Origin of the sequence: Bacillus sp. FSL M8-0166 (genome assembly GCF_038008825.1) — a bacterium.
Taxonomy (GTDB): domain Bacteria; phylum Bacillota; class Bacilli; order Bacillales; family Bacillaceae; genus Bacillus; species Bacillus safensis.
This window is the reverse complement of record NZ_JBBOZZ010000001.1, coordinates 2,549,483-2,575,778: the sequence shown is the minus strand read 5'-3', so window position 1 is coordinate 2,575,778 and position 26,296 is coordinate 2,549,483. Positions and strand designations below refer to the sequence as shown.

The window sequence follows — 26,296 nt, the reverse complement described above, 5'->3', positions numbered from 1 at the left end:
CAACCCAATCTTTTTTTATTGTGTACATAATGTATTTCCTTTTTCAGTTGTATATAGAATAGATTATCTCATTCCTATTACCTTGTTATTCTCTATATGGTAATATTAGGTTGAGAGATTAGTGGGTCTAATGACATTCGTTTTTGATTTTATAACACACCATAGATAAGCATACATCACTCTAATCAAAAGGAGAGATTTGATGCCATTCATGGAGGTTCAGAATGTAAGCAAACGATATAGCAATGGTGATGGGATAGAGGATTTGTCGTTTTCCATCGAAGCAGGTGAGGTTGTGGCACTGCTTGGGCCTAATGGTGCCGGGAAGACGACAACGATTCGATGTTTAACGGGTCTGTATAAACCAGATGGAGGGGAAATTCTCATAGAGGGTTTCCCGCCTGGTCATTCCCATGTTCAAAAACAAGTCGCGCTTATTCCTGATCACCCCTATTTGTATCCAGACCTAACGGTTGCTGAACATGTTCAATTCCGTGCTCGTGGATATCATAAAGGCTTAAAACAGATCAAGGAAAAGGTATATGAAGCGTTGAAAGAAGTACATATGGAAAAGAAGATGAATGAACTGTGCGGAAGGCTGTCAAGAGGCCAAAAGCAGCGTGTCGTCTTAGCAGGAGCCATTGTTCAAGATGCCTCCCTTTTTATATTAGATGAACCGACTGTTGGGTTAGATATACCGTCAAAACAGTGGCTGTCAAATTGGCTGAGACAAAAAAGCAGTCAAGGTGGGTCGGTCTTTGTGTCGACTCATAGTCTGGAGTTCGTTCTCGATACGGCCAGCAGGGTGGTATTGATTCGAGACGGTGCCATCATGAAGAACATGGATGTTCCTCAATTAAAGGAAGAACAGAGTGAGTGGAGGGCAAAAGTCATTCAACTTCTGGGGGAGTGGTCAAGTGAATAACACACTCTCCCTATTATGGATGAAATCTCAAAGGCGCTTTATCAGTAAAAATCAAGAAAAGAAAATGCCTTTTCTGATCTTACTTCTTTTCATTGCGGCAATTGGTTTTCAGCTAAGCGCAGTTTCAAGTATGGGTGATTGGAATACAAGTGTAGCAGGATGGATCATTGTCTGTTTGTTTGTTCTTTATACGGGTTTTGGTTTGTTTACAAATCGGCTGCCTAGTCAAATGAACGATATCATTTGGTTATATGGAAATGGCGCTTCTCTATGGACAGTTGTCATCAGTGTATGGTTGTATCACATTTTTTGGCGAGGGGCTCTTCTTATTGTCTCTGCTGTGGCTGCGGATCTACTTCTGTTTTTTATGACGCATCAGTACCCGTTTCTGCTTGGAAAATCACTCATCCTGACAGGGCTGTTATGTTTGGTTGAAACTTGGATGATTGCGATGTCTTGTGCTAGAAGCATTCGAGTATACAAGCGTTTGCTCTTAATCAGTTTTTTATTGATGTTTTGCTGCTTTGCAGTGCTCGCTTTGAATCAGTTGATGATGAAACAGCCCTCATTAATGAACATTGCTGATTCTTTGATGTTTCAAGCTGGGCGTATGATCGAAGAGTTCTCCATTCTTTCTGTCTTCATTTTTATTGGAGTGATGTTTCTATCTTTCATGATGATGTACAAGGCTAGTCATCGTTTAGAAATGAAGGAGTCTTTAGTTAAGGAGGCAGTATTTTGGGAGGAATTTGAGGGGAAACATATTCATTCAAGTCCAATCGTTCAAAAAAAGGGCAAGACATGGTGGGGACTTCCGTCATTAACGGGCAGCTGGGCTTTTCTTTGGATTGAATTATTGCTGATAAAAAAATATATCACCTTCCATGTGCTATTTACCATGCTGTTAATTGGTACTTACTATGTCGTCTTTACTTATTTTTCAGATTGGCTGAATCTATTCTTGATCGTCATGGCGGCATCCGTTCTTTTTAGTTCATATTATGCAGGGATTGTAAGACACGCACAAACAGGAGTGCTCTACCTTTTTCCAGGTGCTTTATATCAAAAAATCATTCTGTTAGAAGTGTTTCAAACCTTTTGGCTGTATGCTTTCTACTTGATTTCTCTTTATTTGGTTGAGATTCAGGATGTTTTGTATTGGACCTTATTTGGTGGAGGAGTTTATATATGGTTTTTGGCCATACGGCTCTTTGCCTTTATGCAGCCTCTGAGACGAGAAATGAGTTTTGCTTTGGCCGCCTATTATCGATCCTTGCTATTTGCGTCTGTGATCAGTGCGATGGTCATTATTAGTATTCATCTCATCACTGATGGCTTGTTGACTACAATTGTATCCCTAGCGGCTGGGGCTGGATTTTATGTGCTTTGTTATCGATACCGTGCGGTTCATTAAAAAGAGGAGTTGATTGTAAATGAAACCAGAAAATAAGCTGTCTCAATCAGTTCAACAATTGGCCAATACAAATGAAGTAACGATCGTTCAAGCAATAGGAGATTTAAGAAAATATGGAAAAGATGCAGTGCCCGTCCTTGTTGAGGCTTTAAAAGAAAAAGGCTCTCTGCGGAACATTGCAGCAGCTGTACTTGGTGAATTTGGAGCAGATGCGGGGGACGCAGCAGAACCGCTAGCTCGGCTATTAGAAAGTGACGAAGAAGATACAAGAATGGCCGCTGCCATGTCACTCATGAGGATTGGGCAGCCTAGCTTGCCATTCCTTGTGGCACTGGCTAAACGTTATGAGGGACCTACTTGTTTCTGGGCATCATGGTGTATCTCTTGGATTGATCCATCAAAAATTGAAAAAAACATGTACGAGTGCTTAAAACAAGAACAAGAAAATCCAACAGGTAGCGTTACTCCTTTTGCTGCAGAGGAAGCATTAGGGAAGATTATTGCTTTTCAGCTAAAGGAAAAGGGGGATGAATAGTGGAAACGCAGAAACTCAACTGGCCTGAGAATCTTCCTTGGATTTACCCTTCAGATCGAAGGAGTTTACCTAAGGGACAGCATCAGCTTCTTTATTTTTGGTCAGTCAACTGTCCTCCTTGTGAAGAATTAACCAATCATATTCTACAACGTGTGAATGAGCTGGGTATTCATTTAACCTGTGTCCATGTTCCATATACAGAAGAGGAAAAATCTGAAGATGTTGTTTCAGAGTATGCAGAGGAAAAGAATATGACCGCTCCTATTGTATTGGATCAGAATTATGAGATTGCTGCAAAGTATAAGATTCAAGGGTTACCCAGCTTTTGCCTCATAGATGAAGAGGGAAAGTTATTAGATCGGAAGGAGATACCGGCTGGGAAAGAATATTGAAAAAGTTAGAAAAACATTCAATTGGATAAATAGTGGAGGAGAGAGTGTTGTTTCAATCAAACAAAGAATTAAAAAGAAACGTCATTTTTTTCGCAGGGGTTGGAGCGGTTTTGCTGATTTTAATGATGCTGAAATGGTTGCCGAGTTCTGCAGACTGGGAAATGGCGTTGATTTTATTCGGTTTGGGAATGTTGTTTTATTTGAAGCGTGTGCTGCGGAAAGAAGAACATCATCATTCATCAGTATGATACCTAGAATGTATATTCTAGGTTTTTTTATTAAATTTACCTTAAAACGCACTTTTTCACATGGGGATGTAAACCATTTTTTTAAAAGTGTGGTAGGATAATTATGCTTTATCTTTATATTGTTCGAAGGAGCTGTCGTGTTGAAGGGATCTAGGGTTGAGTTGATTGATAGTTTACGTGGTTTTAGTTTATTAGGTATTTTGATCGTGAATATGCTTAATTTCCAATATGATTATGATTTTGAGAAAATGTTTGATTCGAGTTTTTGGGGACAGAAATTCGGTGTATATGTGACGGAAATTTTGTTCCAAGGGTCTTTTTATCCGATCTTTTCCTTTTTATTTGGGTATTCTTTTATCAAGCTGATTGAATCGACGAAGGCCAAGGGGCTGAATACGAATGCCATTGTTGTTCGCCGTGGTTTTGGTCTTATTGTTCTTGGGATGCTGCATTACATCTTTATTTGGAATGGTGACATTCTTCTTTATTATGGAGCTTGTACGTTTTTCTTAATGATGTTTTTGAGCAGCCGGATTAAAACAATGCTGATTTGGTCGGGTGTGTTAGGTGCGTTGTCATTAGTCGTTATGCCATACATGATGAAATTTGTTTATGGGACTGATGATTTATTAACCGATGTGTATGCGAAAGGTGATTATGGGGATATTTTGCTCAGCCGGATTACGGTTGAAGACGATATGATGATTGTGACCATGATTCTGGCGATCGTGACCATTGCGCTTATGCCGATATTAGGTTTTCTTTTTGGTACGATCATGGTTGGCCCGTTTGCACTGCTTGGTATGGCTGTTGGGAAACGAGGACATCTGACGGAAGAAGATCGAGGAATGGCTTATCGAAAAGGCTGGGTGTGGATGATAGTGATCGGCCTTGCGCTAAAATGTGCGACGTTCATTGATGCTCCTTGGAGTGAATTGGTGATTACGCTGGGTGCCTATGTGCTGACGATTGGGTATATTCAAGCCTTTATTGTTTTCTACTATTCGAAGGCAGCCCAAGGTTTCAAACGCCTGCTTGCAGGGCTTGGCCGTTTGTCTCTCTCAAACTATTTGGCGCAGTCGATTATTTGTACAACGATTTTTTATTCTTATGGACTTGGTCTATTTGGACAATTGGGATCAATGTTTGGGCTGCTGCTTGCTGTCGGACTGTACACAGCACAGCTGTTCATCAGCTATCTCTATTTGAAAAAATGGAGAAGAGGTCCTGTGGAGTGGCTTATGGGAAAATGGGTGTATTGGAAATAAATTGTGTTGGAGAAGGCCGCATAGCTGAAGAGCTGTGCGGTTTTTTAAGTTGAGTTGCAATCAAAAAATAGTTGAATATTCTTTTAGTTTGTATATAATGTATATATAGTATATATACATTATTGTGTTCCAAACACCAGTACTGAAAAAAGAGGTTTTTATATGCAAATTACGATTTCAAACCATTCTAAGGAGCCCATCTATGAGCAAATTACGAATCAAATCAAATCGATGATTTTAACGGGTGAGCTTGCAGAAGGTGCAGCACTGCCGTCTATTCGAAAGCTGGCGAAGGATTTACAAATCAGCGTGATTACAACAAAGCGAGCGTATGAAGAGTTAGAGAAGGCAGGATTTATTTATTCAATTGTAGGCAAGGGATCATTTGTTGCGGAACAAAACCTAGAAGTGATGAGAGAGAAGAAATTGAAGGTGATCGAGGAACAGCTTGGAGCGGTTGTCACAAACGGAAAGGAATTAGGTTTATCTTTTGATGAATTGCAGCAGTTATTAAAGTTCTTGTATGAGGAGTGAGAAGAGTGGAGCATGTGATTGAATTCAAAGGGGTGTCAAAACGATTCAAGGACTTTTCAGTTCAGAATCTCGATTTACAGGTCAAAAAAGGCTTTGTCACAGGGTTTATTGGGGAAAATGGAGCGGGTAAGTCGACCACCATTAAAATGATCATGAATTTGTTAAAACCAGATTCAGGTGACGTAAAGATTTTCGGATTAGATTATCATACTCATGAAAAAGAGATTAAGGAACGAATCGGATTTGTTTACGATGCCAATGTTTTTTTTCCAGGGTTGAATTTAAAGGACATCAAACGGATTGTGGCTCCTGCCTATAAACGTTGGGATGACCAGCTTTTTTATCAATATATTGAGCAGTTTGGTCTGCCGCTTCATAAAGCGATCAAAACATTCTCAAAAGGGATGCAGATGAAGGCATCCCTTGCGATTGCACTATCGCATCATGCAGAGCTGATTATTATGGATGAACCAACTGCTGGTTTAGATCCGGTCTTTAGAAGAGAGCTGCTCGGTACGTTACAAGAATTGATGATTGATGGAAATCGAACGATCTTTTTCTCAACACATATGACAACAGATTTAGACCGGATTGCAGATTATATTGCGTTTATACAAAATGGAAGATTGGTCTTTCAACAGTCGATTCATGAGGTAGCGGAGAATTATGCGCTTGTGAAGGGAAGCTTGGATTTGTTGGATCGAGACACTGAAAAAGCCTTTGTCCATATTCAACGTACAGCAGCAGGGTTTGAAGCATTAACAGATCGTATTGGTGAAGTGAAGCATATTTTTGGAGATGATGTTGTGATTGAACGGGCATCGCTTGAGGATATCATGTTTTATTTGAAAGGCGGTGTAGAGCATGTTTCATTTAATGAAGCGTGATGTGATTTTGCAAAAGAAACAGCTGATTATTTTTCTTCCGTTTATCTTATTTTTTATTCTCATGGATGTGCCTCCGGCATTGACGTTTCTCGTCGCCAGTTTCTTCATACCTTTTAACACATATGCGTACGATGAGAAGGCAGAAACGAATATCCTATTAAACTCTTTGCCTTATACACGTAAAGAAATTATCGCATCACGTTATCTTGGTGCCATTTTTTTTATGGTGATTGCGATCGGGCTGACAAGTGCTGCTTTATTTAGTTTTGGGAAGCTGTTTACGATGATGGATATCGCACTTGGCAGCGGGCTGTTTTTACTATTTGCGGCGTTTACATTTCCTTTGTTTTATATTCTGAAACCTGGCTATATCTCAACGGCAGTGATCATTGTCTTTATCATTTTATCTGGTATAGGGCCGCCGGTTATGGCTTATTTAGCAGAGCATTTCAGCGTGATCACTGATTTTGTGATGAATGTATCGATTCCGATTTTATATACTGGATCAGCTGTAATCATCATGTTGATCTACCTCATGTCTTGGGGGCTTTCGACCGCTATTTACCAAAGAAAAGTATTTTAATGCAAATATCATATGAACATTGATAGAGAATCACTCATTTTGAGAGCATTTTTCAAAATGGGTGATTCTTATTTTTTAGGAAAAGGCGGAGAAGATTTTGAGGCGAAGTTGACATGTAGAAGAAAAGGGGTTATCGTTATTTAACATGATGTTAATTATTTTTAACATTATGTTAAATAAAACACCCTTTAAGAAAGGAATTTGAAATGGAGATTAAAAATAGAATTAAGGTATTACGGGCAGAAAAAGACTGGACACAAAAGGATTTGGCAGAGAAGTTAGGTGTGACTCGTCAAACTGTGGCAGCGATTGAAAATGGTAAATATTCTTTGTCCTTAAAACTAGCATTTCAAATTGCGAGAACATTTGAAGTTGATTTATATGACGTATTTCAAGAGGTCGACAAGGAGGAACAACGATGATGACGACGATCATACTTTATTCTCTGATTATCCTTTCTATCTTAAGTACGGCCTTTCAATATAAGAAAAGCCGTGAATATAAGCAGGATGAACGGGGTCAATTTATTTTAGCGAAAGCCGGAAGTTTTTCTATTGTAGGTGTTGCTTTAGCTTATCTATTAGTTGTTATCATTCAATCTTTAGTCCATCAATTTTCATCTCCAACAGAATGGTTTTATATAGCCATTACATTTATGTATGTATCAAGTGTTTGCGCAAATACAATCGGTATCATCTATTGTGAAAGAAAATATTAATTTTCATCGATGGATGTAAGCTAGAGTTCTTCATCATGAAGGGAAGAGAAAACCAATGAAAAAAATATTGAGAATCATGCTGATCTCCTTATGCACCATTATCACGGTCATGGTTGTTTTTCTAGCAAGTGTTTACTTTGTAAACCTATTTAGTAATGAAAGGGAGAAGGGGAAAATAGAAGCTTACGGGCAAAAGGTTTCGGTGGATGGGAAGCATATGAATGTGCTCATTCAAGGCGATGGGAAAGAAACGATTGTACTTCTCCCAGGCTATGGAACTGCTTCACCAGTGCTAGATTTTAAGCCTCTAGTAGATGAATTATCACCTTATTATAGAGTCGTAGTGATTGAACCATTTGGATATGGTTTAAGTGACGATACAGATAAAGTACGGACAAGTCAAAACATTGTAGATGAGATTCATGAATGTTTGCAGAAGCTCAATATTAAAAAATACACGATGATGGGTCATTCGATTTCTGGGATATATGGATTGGAATATGTTAATCAGTATGAAAAAGAAGTCACAGCATTTGTTGGAATTGACAGCAGTGTTCCTAAGCAGGATACGGATGAATTGCCAGTCTCCGGTTTACAGCTGTTTCATCAATCAGGTTTTTACAGATTGTTAGTGAAATTAAATCCAGATCAACTGATTATGCCTAAAGTGGATGACAAAACGAAAGATCAGATCAAAATGCTTACATTTAAAAACTTTCTGAATGAAAGCCAAGCTAGTGAGGCAGAAAATTTCACCAATAATTTTAAAAGCGCTGAGCGTTTACATTATCCTAAGAAACTTCCTGTTATTTTCTACCTATCCGATCAAACGGAGGCAGAAACACCAAGCTGGAAGCCAATGCATGAGGATTTGCTGAAAAACTCAGACTATGGAAAAATAGTGACTTTTAAAGGTGGCCATTATTTGCATCATACGAAATCAAAGGAAATAGCAGATGATTTTAGAGGTTTTCTAGCTGAAATTGAAAATAACCGTTAGTTGTTTTTTCACATCATTTCGATACTCAAGCTTCTGCTGGTGTTTATTAAGCACTAGACATATATCGCAATTTTGATCAAAACATGTGTGCCGTTTGTTTTATGATCAAGTAGAGGAGCGCGAGATGTTGTATAGTCGAGTTACGCAAGAGGTGAATTCCTATTTGGAGTCACTTTTGAAGGATGAGTTGTGCGCTGAGGCAGGTAGTGGGGTATTCTCATTTGGAATATGTGCGGAATCGGCGGTTAGCTACGACTGCACAGCTTCTTTTGAATTTATAGTTTGAGCTTGAGGAGACCGTGTGAGCGGTCTTTTTTTTATTCTATACAAATCTATATGAACAGTTTATAATGAAAAATATAAATATACATACCAACGGTCGGTATGTAAGAGGGGGCGTTTCAACTGGCCAGAAATAAATATCCAGAAAAGACAATCCAGCAAATTTTAGATGTGTCGACGAAGCTGTTTCAGGAAAAAGGTTATGAAAAGACGAGTTTGCAGGATATCATCCATGAATTGAACATGTCTAAAGGGGCTATTTATCATCATTTCAAATCGAAGGAAGAAATATTACGTGCCGTGATGGAGAGGCAATTTCGTCATGCGACTGAGAAGCTTGAAGATCTGATTAAGCATACAGAAGCAGTTCATGCAAAAGAGAAGCTGCAGCTTATTTTAGAGAAGCTTGTGGCAGATCCACAGTCTCACTCAATTGATGGAATCCTAGTTGACCAGATCAAAAACCCGCAATTTGTGGTGGAAGGGATGAAGGCAGGAGTCAATCAGGATGCGCTTAAAATCAAACAGCTGATTCTTGAAGGAATTGATGATGGTTCGATGACAACTGCTTTTCCTGGTGAAGTGGCAGAAGTGTTTATGCTTCTCGTGAATATATGGCTGAACCCAACGCTATTTGCTCGTGATGAGCAGGAAACTAGTCAGCGTTTACTGTTTTTACAACAGATGATGAAAGGGCTTGGAGTGGATGTGGTGAGTGATCTATTCATTCAAAAGGTCACAGCTCATTATGCTGAGATTGGTGGATATGATCAGTCTGGAATCTAAATGGTTAGATAAGAGACAAAAGGAGAATTCATTTCATAGGAGGATGCCTTATGCTTCACTTCGTAAAACTTGAGCTAAGAAAAAGTCATATGAAAAATTATATTCAAGCTAGTATGATTATCAGTATTGTACTGCTGGTGTTTATTTATTTTGTCGCGTTTGTTGCACAGGTTGAACAGGAAATGGGTTTTCAGCAATATCCGAATATCTATTTGTTGAGCAGTATAGTATGGATGATCTTTTTTTCGATCGTCACAGCCATGATGTATTGTCGAGTAATAGTGACTGCATTGAAAGAACATGAATCTCATTCATCCAGTATGAGGTCATCCCTCCTTTCGAGAATGCTATGGATGCTGTGCTTTTCTACGATTGCCATGCTATGTAGTATCATTCCGTCATTTGTTGTGTTTAGTGTCACTGAAACGTTCTTCCCCATTGTCCATGATGCGCTGACAGCTGATGTGATGTTCACTGTGATCAAAACGTACCTAGTGTTTACTTGCTGTGTCAATGGGATTGGCATGATTGCGATGAGAGTGGGGTTAATGAAGAAATCTACTTCCATGACCATTCTGACTGCGATTGTTCTATGTGCTGTTTTAGGAAACATATTAATCGCTGTTTATGGAAATGATCAAATGAACTTCATTTTGTCAGGGGTCATGATCGCAGCTGTTCTCATTGTGATGTTGGAATTGTGGGGCAGCATCACCCGGCTTCAAGCGAGATAAGCCACGATGGAAAAGGAGGGAGACATGTGGAGCATACGGTTCAAATTGAAGAATCGGTCGTAGAATTATCGCTTGATTGGCTGCTCGGAGAGGTGCGTATCCATCACCATGATCATCCTTATCTCATCATTCGTCAAACGACCAATCAAGTCTTTCCAAAGCGCTATTTGCTGCATCATCAGGTAAAAGATGGGCGGCTGGTCGTTCAAGATAGGCGAAAAAGAATATTCAGCTTAGGGCTGCACCTTTATCAAACGGATGTCGCTATTTATCTTCCGAAAAATCAATTACAGTCTATGTCCATTCGTTGTAAAGGAGCAAATCTTCAGGCAGAAGGGCTGAAGGTGGAAAATGTCTATGGTCATTTAACCTCTGGAAAGACGATGCTGTCAGGTGAAATCAAGCATCTTCATTTAGAGACAGTAGGTGGACTTATTTCTAGCCGGCAGCTGGCCGCGCAGACATTGTCATTGCACGCCATATCGTCAAAAGGTGAGTTGACGGGTGCTTTCTCAGATGTTGATCTGCATGTAACAGGTAGAAGGATACAAATTCATTCTACAAGCATGCTAAATTCACTTAAGTCTATTTCAACTGGAGCATATGTCAAAGTGGCGATTCCGGAAAATGATGGGTTTACTTGTTATGTAAAGAAAAGATCCGGCGCTTTTCGGAATGACTTTTCTTGCCATCGGAAGCAGAAAAACTTGGTGCATAAGAATGGACAACGATCCTTTGAGGTTGATATAAGGGGCGGTCAGTTTCTACTAAGTCATCAGCATTGAATGAACTTTTATCCTTTGATTCAATATATCAATATAAAACAATTTGAACCTCGTTTTATGTCAGAATATTTTGTTAATAGTGTTTTCCTCAAAAAAACAATTGTTTTTTAAGGGTAGATTTATTATGATAATATACATCGAAAGATTGATGTTTCTCAATCAGAATGAAAATTCTGATTTTTTATTTTTTATGTTGTTTGTTGATGAGGGGGAAGAAAAGTGGCTCAAAAGGAATTAAAGAGAGGGTTAAGTGCCCGCCATATTCAAATGATCGCTCTTGGCGGCACAATCGGTGTTGGCTTATTTATGGGGTCAGCGAAGGCCATTCAGTGGACAGGTCCATCGGTTCTTCTAGCGTACGCAGTGTGTGGTATTTTTATCTTTTTTATTATGCGTGCGATGGGAGAAATGTTATATCTTGAGCCGAGTACAGGGTCATTTGCTACATTCGGGCATCAATATATTCATCCGCTTGCAGGGTATATGACGGCTTGGAGTAACTGGTTCCAGTGGGTCATTGTCGGAATGTCTGAAATTATTGCTGTTGGGGCTTATATGAAATATTGGTTCCCAGAGCTGCCTGCGTGGATTCCAGGGTTAATTGCGATGATCATTTTAGGAGCGGCCAACTTGATTTCGGTTAAGTCATTCGGTGAATTTGAATTTTGGTTTGCGATGATCAAAATCGTAACAATTATCTTGATGATTATTGCAGGTCTAGGCATTATTTTCTTCGGATTTGGAAATGGCGGAACTCCTATTGGGCTGTCTAACCTTTGGGCGCATGGCGGGTTCTTTACAGGTGGGTTTAGCGGATTCCTGTTTGCATTGTCTCTCGTTATTGCTGCCTACCAAGGTGTAGAGCTGATTGGGATTACAGCAGGTGAGGCGCAAAATCCGCAAAAGACGCTGACCAATGCCATCAAAAGTATCATCTGGCGTATTTTGATTTTCTATATCGGTGCGATCTTTGTCATTGTGACTGTGTATCCTTGGGATCAGCTGAATACTCTTGGCAGTCCATTTGTGGCGACGTTTGCGAAGATCGGGATTACAGCAGCGGCTGGTATTATTAACTTTGTTGTCATTACAGCGGCGATGTCCGGCTGTAATAGTGGGATTTTCAGTGCGGGACGTATGCTTTATACATTAGGTGTGAATGGGCAGGCGCCTGCTTTCTTCACCAAAATTTCGAAGAATGGTGTACCGTATTTTGGGACATTCGCTGTGCTGATTGGTCTAGCGGTAGGAGTTGTCCTCAATTATGTTGCTCCACCAAACATTTTCGTCTATGTGTATAGTGCGAGTGTCCTTCCTGGGATGGTGCCTTGGTTTGTCATTTTGATTAGTCATATCGGATTCAGAAAGGCGAAGGGGGCAGCGCTTGATCAGCATCCGTTCAAGATGCCGCTAGCACCGTTTTCTAACTATCTTACAATCGGATTTTTATTGATGGTTCTTGTGTTTATGCTCATTAATCAGGATACGCGTATTTCTCTTATTGTAGCAATTGGGTTCTTGATTTTAGTGGCACTTAGCTTTTTTGTATTTGGAATTGGAAAACGAAAACCGATCGAAACAGCTTCTTCTGATCAAACGGTAAAATAATCAAAGGCCTTGCGGGATGGACCGCAAGGCTTTTTATGTTTAGAGTGAAGCTTTTACACGGTTAAAGTCATCTGGAAAGTTGGTGAAAAGACCGGTGACGCCGTATTGCAGAAGACGTGTCATGTCTGCTTCGTTGTTTACCGTATATGGGTGGAGGAGGAGTCCATGGCTTCTGACCTGCTGTACATTTTCAGGCGTCAATGCTCTAAAGTTTGGGCCGACACCCACTGCATAAGTTTTGATGAAGTCGAGCTGATCGTCTGTGATGGACGTCATTTGGGCTCTGTCTAATAGCTGTACTTTTGGAAGGCGTGGAGCTAGTTTCTGCAGCTTTAGCAGGCTGTCTTCACTAAAGGATTGAATGATGACCTGCCCTTTTCTTGTGTGCTTCCCAAGCAGATGATGTTTCTTTAAGGCGGCCAATAGTTTTTCTTCCATTTGCGGATAAAGGTCTGGTTTTTTTGTTTCAATATAATAATTCTCTCGTTTGCCGAAATAGCGCAGCACCTCATCTAATGTAAGGACTCTCTGTCCGATATAGTTGGCATTTTGTCTGTCGGGATTGGCTTCGTTAAACCAGGTACCAGCATCAAGCTGTTTGATTTCGGCAAGTGTGAGGTCTTTGACCCAGCCTGTTCCGTTTGTGGTTCGGTCAACGGTTTCATCATGCATCACGATGAGATGTCCATCCTTTGTCATTTGAAGGTCGAGTTCGAGGTAATCTGCACTCATCTTTGTGGCGAGCTTGTAGGAAGCCAGGGTATGCTCTGGTGCATACCCTGATGCTCCGCGGTGTGCAACGGTTAAGATGCGATCTGGAGATAAAAGGTTTTCATGTGCCGATACGGTGGCCGGCACCCACACAAAAGACAGTAAAGCAAAAGAGAGCAACACGAAAGCAAGTAATCTACTTTTCTTCATATTTTATCCTCCTTTTACGGTAACTGCCTCCATCATAAGAAATAGATGTAAAGAGCATGTTGGGCGGATATGAATCTTTTATGTGATTTTCATTAAGCTTGCTCTACGCGTTTTCCTGTATTCCATGTCATAGCGAGGAAAACAATCGCAAGCACACAAGAACCAACTAGTAAAATGAAGCCTCCTGTCCAGTCATAGTGATCCACGACGACACCCATCATGGCATTGGCAAAGGCAGAGCCGCCAATGTAACCGAAGAAGCCTGTCAGTCCGGCAGCAGTGCCAGCGGCTTTTTTCGGAGCGAGATCAATGGCCTGAAGTCCAATGAGCATGACAGGTCCGTAAATCAAAAAGCCGATGCTGATAAGGGCAATGTTATCGACCATTGGATTGCCAGCAGGGTTTAACCAGTAAACAAGAACGGCAATTAACACCCCGGCCATAAAGAGGACGCCTGCTGGTGCGCGGCGGCTTCTAAAGAAGCGGTCACTGATCCAGCCGCACAATAATGTACCGGGAATGCCTGCATATTCATAAAGAAAATAAGACCAGCGTGAATGCTCTGGTGAAAAGCCCTTTGCTTCTGTTAAGTAGGTCGGCGCCCAGTCAACGACACCGTAACGGACAAAGTACACAAACACGTTAGCAATGGCGATATACCATAGGAATTTATTGTTGAGTACATATTTAAATAAAATCTCTTTCACTGTTAATTCTTTTTCTTGATCCTCATAGTTTTGTGCCGGATAGTCATTTCGATATTCCTCGATTGGCGGAAGACCAGTGGATTGCGGGGTATCCCGGACGAGAAGAATGATCACGAAGGAGACGATAATGGCAATGATGGCAGGGAAGAAAAAGATACTTTTCCACGTTGCAAACAGTACAATTCCTAATGTGATAAGCGGTGCAAGAATCCCCCCGCCAATATTGTGAGCGACGTTCCAAATGGACATCTTCGTACCACGTTCACTAACCGAAAACCAGTGCGCCATCGTACGTCCGCATGGCGGCCACCCCATGCCTTGAAACCAGCCGTTTAAGAACATGAATAAAAACATGATCCATACACTGGATGTGACCCATGGAAATGAGACAAATAGGATATTGATAAGAGCTGATAAAAAGAGTCCGGCAGCTAAAAAGTATCTGGGGTTACAGCGGTCTGAGATCATCCCCATGATGAATTTACTAAAGCCATAAGCAATGGATACGGCAGCGAGTACAAAGCCTAATTCACTTTTCGTAAACCCCTCTTCCTGTAGATATGGAATGGCAAAAGCGAAATTTTTGCGCAGCAAATAGTAGCCCGCATACCCGATAAAGATGCCTAGAAAGACTTGCAGACGCAGCCGCTTATACGTCTCGTCTGTTTTGGCATCATCAAGCCTGTCGATATGCGGAGCAGGTTTAAACCATTTGAACATAAAGATCCTCCTTTTGTAGATGTCCGATTGATTGAAGCAAAAGTACGAGATCAGCGCCTCATCTTGTACCTTTTCAGAGACAAAAGAATTGTTAGCGCTTTCTTTTGTACTCCCATCATATCGGATGGAAGAGATGTTTATGATGAGGCTTTTGTCATAAATTTGGAAAAATGGTTCGTGAAGTAACAAAAAAATCCGCACAATGGCGGATTTTTTCTTAGCGGTTATAGAGACACATTAATTTTCGCAGATTTCTTTAGTTTTTCAATTTCTTTTTGTACTTCTTTCTGCTTTTCTTGAGATTCTAGCTGTTTTTTAATTTGTGATTTAACCTCTTTGTATTCTGGTACTTTTTGCTTTTGTTTTTTCATTTGGTCTGCGTATTGGTCATAATACGCTTTGACGTCTTTCTCAGAGACGGAGGCTGATTTGATTTCTTTGTCGACATATTGACTGTATTTGATGCTGTCAGCAATGTCACTTTTCAGCTGATCCAATGTGAGTCCGCTCTTTTTAAGTGCTTCTTCGAATTGAGCGTTGTCTTTAAACTGTTTCTTTTCTTCCTTTAGCTGCTTATCTACCTCTTTGTCAGAGGCTTTGAAGCCCTTCTTCTCAGCATCTTGCAGGATGAGCTCTTGGCCTACGAGCGCATCAATGGTTTGTTTCTTGACTGCTTTCTCGCCTTCTTTAGAAGTTGGGTCTTGCCCGGACTGCTGAAGCTGGCCTTGAATGGTAGATAAGGCGCTATTGTATTCACTGCCTGTGATTTTGTCTTTGTTGACGGTCGCAACGACCTTTTGATCATCGATTTTTTGTGCGTCTAATTTCTTTTGCATTTCTTCCATTTGCTTTTGCTGATCTTTTTGATCAGCCTGTGTTGTTTCCTTGTTTTTGGCTGCATCGCTTTGCTTATCCTGTTTTGCATCGTTTGATGAGCAGGCTGCAAGCCCAACAGATAACAAACAAGCGATGAGGGTATATGATACCTTTTTCATTATTTTCTCTCCCTTCGGTATGAGAACATCTAGTGCGCATTCTAACCGTTTTTTAGGAAAAATAAAACCGTACAGACAATTTGTTAGCGGATTGACATGTTTTTTATCTGTTTGTCCTCATTTTGTCTTCTCATAGTCATCTTATGACAAACTTAATCATGGAATAACTGTTCCATCGCCTCATCGATATGGGTGATCGGCTGGCGGCAGCTGTAGTTTTCACAAATATACACTGTGGTGCTGCCGCCGATTGTTTTGTAATCTTTTGCAAATGGTGCGAGCTTTGCTAGGTCATTTCCTGTTTCGGCGGTCAATATGATATCAAATGGCATAAATCGTTTCCGAAGCGCCTGTAAAAGCTGTTCTTTTTGCGGATCTCCGTTTTCCCCAAGAATGATGATTTCTCTTTTTGCCGCATATTGACTTAGAAGCCCTTGCAGAAATGCTGTGTGTCCGCTTGGGTAGGAAGAGACATCGACATAAAAGGCTTTGAACATCTGTTCTAATGTTTTCAGCCAGTCTTGACGTCCAGTCATTCTGCTTAGTTTAAGAAGCTGGTGGAGTGCGGTGCTGTTTCCAGAAGGCATGGCACCGTCGTACACTTCTTTTTCTCGAACGAGGAGCGATTCCGCATCTGATCCCGAGAAGAAAAAGCCCCCTTTTTCCTTGTCCCAAAACAACTCAAACATGTTCTCAGCAATGGCTGTGGCTTTTTCCAGCCAATCTAATTCGAAGGTCGCTTCGTATAAAGACATATAGGCTTTTAGCATATGCGCATAATCCTCGATAAAGCCGAGATGCTTCACGTCACCTTCTCTGTAGCGGACCATGAGCCGCTCATGTTGAATAAGATGTGTTTCTAGAAAAGACATCGCCTGCTTCGCCATACGGATTGCCTCCTCTGCATCGAATACCCTTCCTGCTTTGGCGAGAGCTGTGATCATCAGCGCATTCCAGGATGTGAGCACCTTGTCATCGACAAGCGGTGCGGGTCGCTGCTGTCTGACTGATTGTAGAATTTGCCGGGCTTCTTGCAGCTTGGATTGAAGGGTTTTATCGTCGATCGAAAAAGAGGCCTTGATGTCCTCAAAGGAGGTGGAAATGGTGTGAGGGATGTTCTCCCCTTCAAAGTTCCCCTCTTCTGTGATGTGATAGACTTCGCAAAATAAAGCGCCAAGCTCCTCGCCTAAATGGGTGATGATCTCATCCTTTGACCAGACGTAATATTGTCCTTCTTTCCCTTCGGAATCTGCGTCAATCGCTGAATAAAAGGAGCCGCCCGGATTCATCATATCTTGTTTGATAAATTGGATCAGGCGTTGGACAAGCTTTTCATACTCAGGGTTTGAGTTGAGCTGATACGCTTCTGTGTAAGCTTCCATCAGCAAGGCGTTATCATACAGCATTTTTTCAAAATGCGGCACAAGCCATTTTTCATCCGTCGAATAACGAGAAAAGCCGGAACCAATATGGTCATATATACCGCCATTTGCCATCCCATCTAACGTTTTCGTGACCGCATATAGCGCATTCTCCTGCCCTGTCCATTCGTAATAGCGCATCAGAAATGAGAGCATATGAGGTGCAGGAAATTTCGGCGTGGAGCCGAATCCGCCATACAGCGTATCAAAGCTGCTCATGAGCTGATAATAGGCTTTGTGAATTGCCTCTTGAGACAGTGTGTTTTCTGTCTGCCCTGCTGCTTTAATCCGCAGATTATTTGTCGCTTTCTCTGCCAATGATTCAATATGATCTCGGTCGTTATGGTACGCATCCAGCAATTGTGTCAGTGCCTCAATGAAGCCAGGACGCCCGTATGCACTTCTTTTTGGAAAATATGTCCCCGCATAAAAAGGCTTTTGATCCGGCGTGACAAACACGTTCAACGGCCAGCCGCCTTGCCCCGTCATCATCTGACAAACAGACATGTACATCGAGTCGATATCTGGACGCTCCTCACGATCGACTTTAATCGAAATAAAATGCTCATTTAAGATGTAAGCGACTTGTTGATCTTCGAAGCTTTCGTGTGCCATGACGTGGCACCAATGACAAGTAGCGTAACCAATACTGACAAGCACAGGTTTATTTTCAAGTTTGGCTTTGTCAAAGGCTTCTTGCCCCCACGGGTACCAGTGAACTGGGTTGTGAGCGTGTTGAAGGAGGTATGGTGATTTTTCATTGATGAGTGGGTTGGGTGTTTGGTTGTTTGACATGGGTCACCTGCTTTCTAAATGTTTTTAGTATTCTCTTTTCTCCATTTAATATATCAGATTGCTGAGGCCCGTCATCATTTGTCTGTGAGGAATTCCCAAAATGAAAAAAATCAAGGGCTATAAACCCTTGATAGATTCATTATTTCATCATTTAACTACTTCAATCGTAATGCTTTAACAAGATGGCTGAATTATGTCCTCCAAAACCAAAAGAATTGGATAGCCCGTATTTCAAAGGAAGCTGTCTCGCTTCTAATACAACATCTAAGTTGCAATCTGGATCTAGCTTCTCTACATTAATCGTTGGCGGAATCATACCTCGTCTCAAACTTTCCACTAAAGCAATGGCTTCTACACCGCCGGCAGCACCAAACATGTGCCCAGTCATTGATTTGTTTGCCGTTGTTGGAATTTCACTTGAACGTTCACCAAATAATTTCTTAATAGCTAGAACTTCTGAACGATCACCTACTTGTGTACTTGTTGCATGTGCACTAATAACATCAATATCATCTGTTGATATATTTGCACTTTTCAATGCTTTTTTCATGGCTAAGTAGGCACCCTTGCCTTCTGGGTGGGATGCTACCATATGATGAGCGTCTGAACTAGCTCCGTATCCCACTACTTCACATAGTATCGGTGCATCTCTAAGAATTGCGTTTTCTAATGATTCTAATACTAAGATACCTGCCCCTTCACTCATCACAAAACCATCTCTATCTGTATCGAATGGACGGCTGGCTCGACTTGGGTCTTGGTTTCTAGTAGATAGTGCATGTGCGTTTCCAAAACTAGCCAAGGATATCTGTGAGACGGCAGCTTCTGCTCCTCCGGCAAATATAATATCTGCATCATCATTTCGGATCGCATTGAAAGCTTCGCCAATAGCGGTGTTCCCAATAGAACAAGCTGTGACTGGTGACAATGATGGTCCTTGTGCTCCTAATTTTATGCTGATTTGGGCCGCAGCTGCGTTTGAAATCATCATGGGTACAAGGCTGGGGCTTACTCTTGAGGGACCTCTTTTATCTAATACATTCACTTGATCAACAAGCGACTCTATGCCCCCGATTCCTGAACCAACATATACGCCTAAACGTTCAAGGTCAACTTGATCTAACTGTAATTGTGAATTTTCTAATGCTTGTTCGGCTGCTGCTAAGGCAAACTGACTAAAACGATCTAATCGTTTTGCTTCTTTTCTCCCCAATATTTCATCTGCATCGAAATCACGAACGATTCCAGCAATTTTTGTTTTATAATCAGTCGTATCAAAAGAATCAATGAGAGATATACCCGATTGTCCTTTTATTAGTTGATTCCAAAAGCTATTTACATCATTTCCTAGTGGAGAAATAACTCCCATTCCAGTAATGACAACTCTTTTCATGATCATTCCCTCCTTGTTTTTATTAACTTTAGCCATTGTGTTATCCTATTACAAGTTGTTGTTTATCCTAGTATAATTAATAATATTTTAAAGGGAGATCTGAATGAAACCTGAAACTAGACTTCAAGCATTATCAGAATTTCTAAAGAACCAACGTTCGAAAATTACGCCTCAAATGGTTGGTTTACCTGTAGGCACCCGCAGAAGAACACCAGGACTCAGAAGAGAAGAAGTGGCTCAACTAGCCGGTGTGAGTCTTACTTGGTATACATGGTTAGAGCAAGGCAGAGATATAAAAGTATCTACTTCGGTATTAGATGCTATTTCTCGTGCATTACAATTAAATAACGATGAAAGGAGATATTTGTACGCTTTAGCGTTAGAGGAAGGAGTGAAACAATCCTTTATCATTGAGAATGAGAAGGAAATCAGTCCGGCTTTAGTGAAAATTTTGCAGGAACTTCGTTATTGCCCGACGATTATATCTGATAGAAGAAGTCAGATTGTTGGCTGGAATCAAGCAGCAGCTAACGTATTTTTGGACTTTGAACAAATCGTCCCGGCAGAAAGGAATATCATACGCTTACTATTCGCAAGAAAGGAATTTAAAAGTTTAGCGGTGAATTGGGAGCATTTTGTTAGAGGATATATCGCCATATTTAGAACGTATTATGGACAGTATGTGGCGGATGACTGGTATGAGCAATTTATAGAAGAAATGGAGCAGGCATATCCTGAGTTTCGTAAAATTTGGAATGAAAATGAGATCAGCTATGCGCCTGAAGTATTAATTGAATTTCGTCATGCTAAGGCAGGTAAAATGTTGTTTAATCTCACTTCATTACAAGTGTATGGGGAGACTGATTTAAGATGCAGCGTCTATACTCCAGTTGAGGATACTGAGACGGAGCTTAAGTTAAAACGTTTGATTGAAGGCTAGCTATCGTTTGGATGAAGTTATTGAGTGCATTTAATATAAAGTAGATTCTATGCAGTGACAAGTGGCATAACCGATGCTGACAAGCACCGGTTTATTTTCACGTTTGGCTTTGTCGAAGGTTCTTGGCCCCAAGCCTATATCGTTTCTGGTAAATGATGTTTATACATCTCAATAGCGTCTGTATGTTCTTTTAAAATACTCATTGTTTTTGGATGGGGTCTTACATATATCAAAGGATAGTCGACTTCATCTAATTCTTGTTGGGTATGAAAAGCTAATCTTTCATGATCAAGTGAAAATTGAGCATCAATTCCTGTTTTGTTGCCGCGTGCATCTAATCGAATCCATTTATTAAGTGAATGAAGAAATACAGCATTTAATGCGTGAATGCAATATCCTTTATCTGGCGTATCGAACAACATTAACCGCTGGTAACAAAAACCTGTAGGTATTCCTTGTGAGCGCAATAGGGCAGCTAATAGGTTGGACTTTGCGTAGCAAATTCCTTCTTTAAATCTTGATACCTCTGATGCATGACAAGTCACTCGTTTGGATTGAATATCCCATGTATGGGGAATTTCATCTCGAACAAACTCATAGGCTGCTTTTGCTTTTTCTATTTCTGTCTGGAAAGGATTGAAAAGTTCATTTGCAAGTGTACAAATAATAGGATTAGAATAATCAACTTCATTTAATTCAAGTAAATAATCATTAAAGTTTTTCGATTCACATTTCAACTTCATTTCTTCACCCCCATATTTTAACGAATGATACTACATTATAGAACATGATTAGAAATATATTAAGAAAGAATAAAAGAGATTGCTACTCAGTATAGTTTGAATATTTATAGAGTGTTATGAAAGATGTAACACAAATTATGATTAGTTCTCTGCCTTAAAAATATGTAGTGACATCAATTTCAGGTCTTAACCTCACTAAAGTTCCTTCGCAAAAATTCATTAGTTAAACCTAGGAAAATTTGAAAGGTCCTAGACACTGTTTAAAAATAAGATAATGACAAAGCTATCACTATAATCATTATCATGTTTTTAAATGGTTTCTTAACAAGCACCATTGACAAGGTTCCGACTATAGCAAAAATCAAAAGTGAACCTAATGCAATCCACCTTGTAACCCAATAACCGATAATTAAAGCTACTGCAGTAACTAATTCTTAGATACCTGTAAACACACGAAACCATTGTGGTAGTCTCAGCGTTTTAAATTCTTCGATAGCCGTTTTATCGCTTGTTAATTTTCTATAACTTGCATAGGAAACATAAATATCAAAAACGTTTGCATAATAATCATGACAATATGCATATTTTACATCTCCTTGTGATTATTAATAGATATTAGAGTAGAATAGTATGATTTAAGATTTACGTATGGTTTATAACGATATCCCTTTTAGGCTGGAATCCGTACGTATGAGACCTGTTTGATAATCATGATAATTTGCCTACAGTCTATAGGTTTTAAATTATAGTGAGTTTCTACTTTGAAACTAATTAATTAGTAACAATAAAGCAACAACTTAAATAAATATTAGACTTGCGACTATATTTGTTGTAAAATTGTAAAAAATAAGAAAAATACCCATTTGATAGTTTGGATATTTAGACTTAAATTCAAGTGAGACTTTTATTTTTTAAACAGTTTCTTTTGGGAGGGTACAAAGAGTGAGTTTCGAAGAGATAAAAACTAAATTTATTGATAAGTCAGCTAATATTGGTGTAAATAAAGTCTTTTTTATGTAATGTTGAAACGAGTTAAATCTGGAGGAATTACTATGTTAAATAAATATAGTTCAAGGTTATACGTATTAACCGTTCTTTTTTCCTCAACGTCTTCTTCAATGTATATAATTGCTTTAACTTGGATTCTATATGAAATATCAGGTAATGCATTCTATTCTGGCTTAATGGTTGGAATTGGTTTTATCCCAGGATTGTTAGTAAATCTCTTTTCAGGAGTTATTATTGATCGCTTAAATAAAAAAAAAATTATCATTATTTCTTTATCAATTCAGAGTTTAATGATTTTATTTCTGACAATCTTTATTGCTACCAACTCATTAGTTGTTTGGACAATAATTACATCTCACGTAATAGTCCAATTGTTGAGTTCAATTATTAGACCTGCTATGCAGGCCCTTATTGTACAAACTTTTTCGAAAAAAGAGTATACAAAGATCATAGGAATTTCAACAAGTATCGGTGAAATAGGATGGATTCTTGGGGTTAGTTCCACAGGGTTTTTATTTATATTTTTAGATGCAGTATATATTTTTTTGATAATATTAATAATTAGCCTCCTATCTTTATTATCTTTATCTTTTATAAAATCTATTAATGTTAATTCAATTCAATTAGAACGGGAGAAAAATTCGATATTATTCGATCTTAAAGATGGTTTTAACTATTTATTAAAAAATAAGATCATCTTAGGACTTTTTGGAATTGGATGTGTTGGTCAGCTAGTATTGCATTCAAACACTGGTCTGCTTTCTGTTTATACTAAGACATATCTTGGTAAACCAAGCTTTATATTTGGTTTACTGGAAGCAGCCTTGTCTACTGGGGCGATAGTTGCAGGTTTAATTATTTCATGGTTATTTTTAAAAACAAAATCTTTTGTCCCAATTATCTCTATAGGTGTTGTTATTTTAGGGCTTTCTCTCCTTTCTTTTAGTAGAACTATTATTTTTTCTTTTTTTGGTATTTTCTTTTTAGGTTTTGGTACTGCTTTGTTAAGAGTAATTACACAATCCATACAACAAATGATTACTGATTCATTATATCATGGTAGAATGGCCAGCTACAGAATGTTTATTAACCAAGGATCTGTAGTTATAGGAAGCCCAATACTAGGACTAATTAGTGAAACTTATGGAGCTAATTTCGCTTACATGGTTTTACTAATACCAACCATTATTGCTTTGATATATACCATAGTTTTTCTCAAACAAAAAAGTACTCAAAAAATAATTTCATCAGTAATATCTAGATAAAGAGATATTAATAAATATAAAAAAACAAAACTTTTTATTAATATTACAGTTAATCTGACACTATTTTTTGCAAAGAATGTTTACATATAAGAAATAAAAATTCATTTTATTTAGACGGTTATTTAAAATTTATATGAAAGAATAATGGCAGGAGGTCTATTTCTTCACCAACACATATTGTAAGTTTTCTAATTCAAACATATCAATCAGTTCATCGATCTCTTTAAAATTGATATGTTTTCCAAATCGTTTTTTGCTTAGGTCAATTTCTACATCCAATTGATCATCCTTTTCTTTCGTTTCGAGTCCATCTACACAAGAATAGATTTCGATGGTTTCTCCTTTTGACAGCACTTTTTCAATGAATTGAAAAAGTGCACGAAGAGAATGAATGATGTCTAATTCATAAACAAAAGGATGCGTGAATTTGTTTCTTACCGCTTCATAGACGGGATCTAGATGATCAATGTGAATGCCTTCGAAATCCTCTTCTGTTTCAAATGCTTCTATCAAAAGTTCTTCTTTTTGATAGGTTTTTGGCTTTTTTTGTTTTTTATCAAACGTTCTGATATTGAGTTCAGAGAACGGTTTATATGTAGGGTTTTGACCAAAGGTACCAAGCGGCAGTTCTTTGTTTGCTCCAATATAGTGATGTAAAGTCATGGGCTGCCCTCTTTTCTTCAATGATTTCTTGTTCGTTGATTATTTTCTTTTTATCAATAAATGGTGGAATATGCAATTCTTTTCATATAAGTTCTCTACAAAAGAGAAGGGCAAGTCGTTTGACTAAATACCTCTTAGGGTATACTATCTGTTCATAGAAAGAATAGAAAGGGGTGCTTGTGAATGGAATATAATCAGCAGATGAAGAACCGTCTTCGCCGGATTGAGGGGCAGATTAAAGGGGTTCTTGCGATGATGGAGCAGGGAAAGGATTGCCGCGAGGTGGTGACGCAGCTGTCTGCATCACGCAATGCCATTGATCGTGCAATGGGTGTGATTGTGAGTACAAATCTTGAGCAATGTGTCCGTGAAAGTCTTGAACAAGGCAAGGATACGGAAGGTCTTGTGAAAGAAGCGGTGGAGCTATTGGTGAAAAGCCGGTAAGAAATTCTTCAGCCTTTGAAGGTTGACGGATTTTTTTACTTGTTATAATATACCCTTACCGGTATGTGTATATATTTTTATTTTCTATATACCCCTGTGGGTAATGATGAAGGAGGAGCAGGATGGAAGAACAGAAAAAACGCACAACGATTGTGCTATTTAGTGGAGATTATGATAAAGCGATGGCAGCTTACATTATTGCCAATGGTGCAGCAGCCTATGATCATGAAGTGACGATTTTTCATACCTTTTGGGGGCTGAATGCCTTGCGCAAGGATGAGATGGTGCCTATGAAAAAGGGTTTTTTAGAAAAAATGTTTGGCAAGATTATGCCGCGCGGGGCTGATCGAATGGGCATTTCAAAGATGAATTTTGCTGGAATGGGTCCAAAGATGATTAAGCACGTGATCAAAAAGCACAATGCCATGACTTTGCCGCAGCTCATTGATATGGCGAAGGAACAGGATATCAATCTTGTGGCATGTACAATGACGATGGATCTTTTAGGATTACAGGAGAAAGAGTTATTAGATGACATTCAATATGCTGGTGTGGCCGCTTATTTAGCAGAGGCTGAAATCGGACGTGTGAATTTATTTATTTAGTGAGGTGATGAAATGATTCAAACGATTTTGTTCATCATGGTGATTGGCTTACTCGTGAGCCGCTTTCTGCCGGTTCGAGGCGTGAACCAAATGGATGCAGCCGATATGAAGAAAAAGCTGAAAAACAAAGGTCAACAACTAATTGACGTACGATCTCCAGTAGAATTTCAAACAAACCATATTAAAGAATTTCGAAACATTCCTTTACCTCAGTTAAAAGAACAAGCTTCTCAGCTTGAGAAGAATGAAGAAATCTACGTGATATGCCAAAGCGGAATGAGAAGTATGCAGGCAGCGAAAATATTGAAGAAACAGGGATTTACTCATATTACAAACATCAAGGGTGGTATGAATGCTTGGCATTAAGCACGCATAAAAATATACCCCCACCCCTATATGAAGGAGGACATCACATGCAGCAACCAACAGTCATTTTAGATGCAAAAGGATTGGCATGCCCGATGCCGATCGTGAAAACAAAAAAACAAATGAATGAGCTTTTGCCAGGAGATGTGCTTGAAGTGCAAGCTACCGATAAAGGATCAGCAGCGGATTTAGCGGCTTGGTCAAAAAGTGCCGGCCATGAGTTTTTAGGAACAAAAGTAGAAGGACAGGTGCTTCATCATTTGATTCGTAAGGGCGGAGCAGCGCAAGAGGAAGAGTCCATGATTTCGGAAATATCTTTGAATGCCTTTCAACAGAAGGTAAAAGAAGATCAATCTCTGTTTATTTTGGATGTACGAGAGCTGGATGAATACGAGGCGGGGCATATCCCAGGAGCCGTCCATATCCCGCTTGGTGAGGTGGAACATCGTGCCGAGGAGTTAACAAGAGAATCGGACATTTATCTCATCTGTCATTCAGGCAGAAGAAGTGAATTAGCCGCGCAAAAGCTCAAAGAGAAAGGATTTCAACAATTAATCAATGTGGTGCCAGGTATGAATAGCTGGACAGGAGCCATTGAAAAATAGGAGCTG

29 protein-coding genes and 2 pseudogenes are annotated in these 26,296 nt (G+C 39.5%); 22 read left to right on the top strand and 9 right to left on the bottom strand.

Features of this window, described 5'->3' with window-relative positions:
- Nucleotides 1-202: 202 nt before the first annotated feature.
- The 16 genes from NSS92_RS13240 to NSS92_RS13165 all read left to right on the top strand — a co-directional run bounded on the left by NSS92_RS13240 (nucleotide 203) and on the right by NSS92_RS13165 (nucleotide 12,699).
- Nucleotides 203-925: an ABC transporter ATP-binding protein gene (locus NSS92_RS13240; protein ID WP_340868562.1), complete on the top strand. Its 723-nt coding sequence runs from the start codon at nucleotides 203-205 to the stop codon at nucleotides 923-925.
- Nucleotides 918-2,339, top strand: a complete 1,422-nt coding sequence (gene skfF / locus NSS92_RS13235) for a sporulation killing factor system integral membrane protein (RefSeq protein ID WP_340868559.1) — start codon at nucleotides 918-920, stop codon at nucleotides 2,337-2,339. Before NSS92_RS13240 ends, skfF begins: the two co-directional genes overlap by 8 nt.
- Before the next feature lie 19 nt (nucleotides 2,340-2,358).
- Nucleotides 2,359-2,874 (top strand): HEAT repeat domain-containing protein, encoded by a 516-nt coding sequence (locus NSS92_RS13230; protein WP_267587872.1) that lies wholly within the window; start codon nucleotides 2,359-2,361, stop codon nucleotides 2,872-2,874.
- Nucleotides 2,874-3,266 (top strand): TlpA disulfide reductase family protein, encoded by a 393-nt coding sequence (locus tag NSS92_RS13225; RefSeq protein ID WP_340868557.1) that lies wholly within the window; start codon nucleotides 2,874-2,876, stop codon nucleotides 3,264-3,266. Before NSS92_RS13230 ends, NSS92_RS13225 begins: the two co-directional genes overlap by 1 nt.
- 47 nt (nucleotides 3,267-3,313) lie before the next feature.
- Nucleotides 3,314-3,514, top strand: coding sequence for a hypothetical protein (locus NSS92_RS13220; RefSeq protein ID WP_267587870.1), 201 nt, complete (start codon nucleotides 3,314-3,316; stop codon nucleotides 3,512-3,514).
- Nucleotides 3,515-3,654: 140 nt separating this feature from the next.
- Nucleotides 3,655-4,782: a DUF418 domain-containing protein gene (locus NSS92_RS13215; RefSeq protein WP_340868554.1), complete on the top strand. Its 1,128-nt coding sequence runs from the start codon at nucleotides 3,655-3,657 to the stop codon at nucleotides 4,780-4,782.
- Nucleotides 4,783-4,944: 162 nt separating this feature from the next.
- Nucleotides 4,945-5,316: a GntR family transcriptional regulator gene (locus NSS92_RS13210; protein WP_003217079.1), complete on the top strand. Its 372-nt coding sequence runs from the start codon at nucleotides 4,945-4,947 to the stop codon at nucleotides 5,314-5,316.
- A gap of 5 nt (nucleotides 5,317-5,321) precedes the next feature.
- Nucleotides 5,322-6,203, top strand: coding sequence for an ABC transporter ATP-binding protein (locus tag NSS92_RS13205; protein ID WP_340868551.1), 882 nt, complete (start codon nucleotides 5,322-5,324; stop codon nucleotides 6,201-6,203).
- On the top strand, nucleotides 6,181-6,786 hold the full coding sequence (locus NSS92_RS13200) for an ABC-2 transporter permease (RefSeq protein WP_340868549.1): 606 nt from the start codon (nucleotides 6,181-6,183) through the stop codon (nucleotides 6,784-6,786). Before NSS92_RS13205 ends, NSS92_RS13200 begins: the two co-directional genes overlap by 23 nt.
- 206 nt (nucleotides 6,787-6,992) lie before the next feature.
- Complete coding sequence (locus NSS92_RS13195; RefSeq protein ID WP_251191218.1) at nucleotides 6,993-7,208, top strand: helix-turn-helix transcriptional regulator; 216 nt, start codon at nucleotides 6,993-6,995, stop codon at nucleotides 7,206-7,208.
- Nucleotides 7,205-7,504: a hypothetical protein gene (locus NSS92_RS13190; RefSeq protein WP_106051021.1), complete on the top strand. Its 300-nt coding sequence runs from the start codon at nucleotides 7,205-7,207 to the stop codon at nucleotides 7,502-7,504. Before NSS92_RS13195 ends, NSS92_RS13190 begins: the two co-directional genes overlap by 4 nt.
- 55 nt (nucleotides 7,505-7,559) lie before the next feature.
- On the top strand, nucleotides 7,560-8,504 hold the full coding sequence (locus NSS92_RS13185; RefSeq protein ID WP_340868543.1) for an alpha/beta hydrolase: 945 nt from the start codon (nucleotides 7,560-7,562) through the stop codon (nucleotides 8,502-8,504).
- Between the two features lie 435 nt (nucleotides 8,505-8,939).
- Nucleotides 8,940-9,572: a TetR/AcrR family transcriptional regulator gene (locus tag NSS92_RS13180; protein ID WP_340870021.1), complete on the top strand. Its 633-nt coding sequence runs from the start codon at nucleotides 8,940-8,942 to the stop codon at nucleotides 9,570-9,572.
- A gap of 50 nt (nucleotides 9,573-9,622) precedes the next feature.
- Nucleotides 9,623-10,306, top strand: coding sequence for a bacitracin ABC transporter permease (locus NSS92_RS13175; RefSeq protein ID WP_340868541.1), 684 nt, complete (start codon nucleotides 9,623-9,625; stop codon nucleotides 10,304-10,306).
- A gap of 26 nt (nucleotides 10,307-10,332) precedes the next feature.
- Nucleotides 10,333-11,091 carry a DUF4097 family beta strand repeat-containing protein gene (locus NSS92_RS13170; RefSeq protein WP_340868540.1) on the top strand — a complete coding sequence of 253 codons (759 nt, stop codon included), beginning with the start codon at nucleotides 10,333-10,335 and terminating at the stop codon, nucleotides 11,089-11,091.
- A gap of 219 nt (nucleotides 11,092-11,310) precedes the next feature.
- Entirely contained in the window at nucleotides 11,311-12,699 is a 1,389-nt protein-coding gene (locus NSS92_RS13165; RefSeq protein WP_340868539.1) for an amino acid permease, read from the top strand.
- Nucleotides 12,700-12,738: 39 nt separating this feature from the next.
- Here NSS92_RS13165 and NSS92_RS13160 read toward each other — a convergent pair whose 3' ends face one another.
- The 6 genes and pseudogenes from NSS92_RS13160 to fabF all read right to left on the bottom strand — a co-directional run bounded on the left by NSS92_RS13160 (nucleotide 12,739) and on the right by fabF (nucleotide 19,651).
- Nucleotides 12,739-13,620: a glycerophosphodiester phosphodiesterase gene (locus NSS92_RS13160; protein ID WP_340868538.1), complete on the bottom strand. Its 882-nt coding sequence runs from the start codon at nucleotides 13,618-13,620 to the stop codon at nucleotides 12,739-12,741.
- A gap of 92 nt (nucleotides 13,621-13,712) precedes the next feature.
- Nucleotides 13,713-15,047, bottom strand: a complete 1,335-nt coding sequence (glpT, locus tag NSS92_RS13155) for a glycerol-3-phosphate transporter (RefSeq protein ID WP_048238228.1) — start codon at nucleotides 15,045-15,047, stop codon at nucleotides 13,713-13,715.
- 224 nt (nucleotides 15,048-15,271) lie between these two features.
- Nucleotides 15,272-16,042 carry a SurA N-terminal domain-containing protein gene (locus tag NSS92_RS13150; protein ID WP_267587860.1) on the bottom strand — a complete coding sequence of 257 codons (771 nt, stop codon included), beginning with the start codon at nucleotides 16,040-16,042 and terminating at the stop codon, nucleotides 15,272-15,274.
- Nucleotides 16,043-16,194: 152 nt separating this feature from the next.
- Nucleotides 16,195-16,986, bottom strand: a complete 792-nt coding sequence (locus NSS92_RS13145; protein ID WP_340870019.1) for an AGE family epimerase/isomerase — start codon at nucleotides 16,984-16,986, stop codon at nucleotides 16,195-16,197.
- A gap of 780 nt (nucleotides 16,987-17,766) precedes the next feature.
- Nucleotides 17,767-18,258: pseudogene (locus tag NSS92_RS13140) on the bottom strand (thioredoxin domain-containing protein); the annotation flags it as partial.
- Nucleotides 18,259-18,418: 160 nt separating this feature from the next.
- On the bottom strand, nucleotides 18,419-19,651 hold the full coding sequence (gene fabF / locus NSS92_RS13135; RefSeq protein WP_340868534.1) for a beta-ketoacyl-ACP synthase II: 1,233 nt from the start codon (nucleotides 19,649-19,651) through the stop codon (nucleotides 18,419-18,421).
- A 103-nt stretch (nucleotides 19,652-19,754) separates the two neighbouring features.
- On the opposite strand from fabF, the gene NSS92_RS13130 reads away from it, so the two are divergent.
- A complete protein-coding gene (locus NSS92_RS13130; protein ID WP_340868532.1) occupies nucleotides 19,755-20,591 on the top strand; it encodes a helix-turn-helix transcriptional regulator in 837 nt (278 codons plus the stop codon).
- Between the two features lie 54 nt (nucleotides 20,592-20,645).
- Here the strand turns inward: NSS92_RS13130 and NSS92_RS13125 are convergent.
- Both NSS92_RS13125 and NSS92_RS13120 read right to left on the bottom strand, forming a co-directional pair.
- Nucleotides 20,646-20,720 (bottom strand): annotated as a pseudogene (locus NSS92_RS13125) (DUF255 domain-containing protein); the annotation flags it as partial.
- A 5-nt stretch (nucleotides 20,721-20,725) separates the two neighbouring features.
- The gene (locus tag NSS92_RS13120) at nucleotides 20,726-21,334 is read right to left on the bottom strand and encodes a transglutaminase-like domain-containing protein (protein ID WP_340868530.1); all 609 of its coding nucleotides are present in this window, start codon (nucleotides 21,332-21,334) and stop codon (nucleotides 20,726-20,728) included.
- Between the two features lie 1,052 nt (nucleotides 21,335-22,386).
- Between NSS92_RS13120 and NSS92_RS13115 the strand changes: the two genes are divergently transcribed.
- Nucleotides 22,387-23,607, top strand: a complete 1,221-nt coding sequence (locus NSS92_RS13115; RefSeq protein WP_340868527.1) for an MFS transporter — start codon at nucleotides 22,387-22,389, stop codon at nucleotides 23,605-23,607.
- Nucleotides 23,608-23,763: 156 nt separating this feature from the next.
- Here NSS92_RS13115 and NSS92_RS13110 read toward each other — a convergent pair whose 3' ends face one another.
- Entirely contained in the window at nucleotides 23,764-24,270 is a 507-nt protein-coding gene (locus NSS92_RS13110; protein ID WP_340868525.1) for a hypothetical protein, read from the bottom strand.
- A gap of 183 nt (nucleotides 24,271-24,453) precedes the next feature.
- On the opposite strand from NSS92_RS13110, the gene NSS92_RS13105 reads away from it, so the two are divergent.
- From NSS92_RS13105 to NSS92_RS13090, 4 genes are all read left to right on the top strand, one after another.
- Nucleotides 24,454-24,714 carry a metal-sensitive transcriptional regulator gene (locus tag NSS92_RS13105; protein WP_003217059.1) on the top strand — a complete coding sequence of 87 codons (261 nt, stop codon included), beginning with the start codon at nucleotides 24,454-24,456 and terminating at the stop codon, nucleotides 24,712-24,714.
- Nucleotides 24,715-24,836: 122 nt separating this feature from the next.
- Entirely contained in the window at nucleotides 24,837-25,319 is a 483-nt protein-coding gene (locus tag NSS92_RS13100) for a DsrE/DsrF/DrsH-like family protein (protein WP_340868523.1), read from the top strand.
- 12 nt (nucleotides 25,320-25,331) lie between these two features.
- On the top strand, nucleotides 25,332-25,685 hold the full coding sequence (locus NSS92_RS13095) for a rhodanese-like domain-containing protein (RefSeq protein WP_248351639.1): 354 nt from the start codon (nucleotides 25,332-25,334) through the stop codon (nucleotides 25,683-25,685).
- A gap of 47 nt (nucleotides 25,686-25,732) precedes the next feature.
- Entirely contained in the window at nucleotides 25,733-26,290 is a 558-nt protein-coding gene (locus tag NSS92_RS13090) for a sulfurtransferase TusA family protein (RefSeq protein ID WP_340868520.1), read from the top strand.
- Nucleotides 26,291-26,296 lie beyond the last annotated feature (6 nt).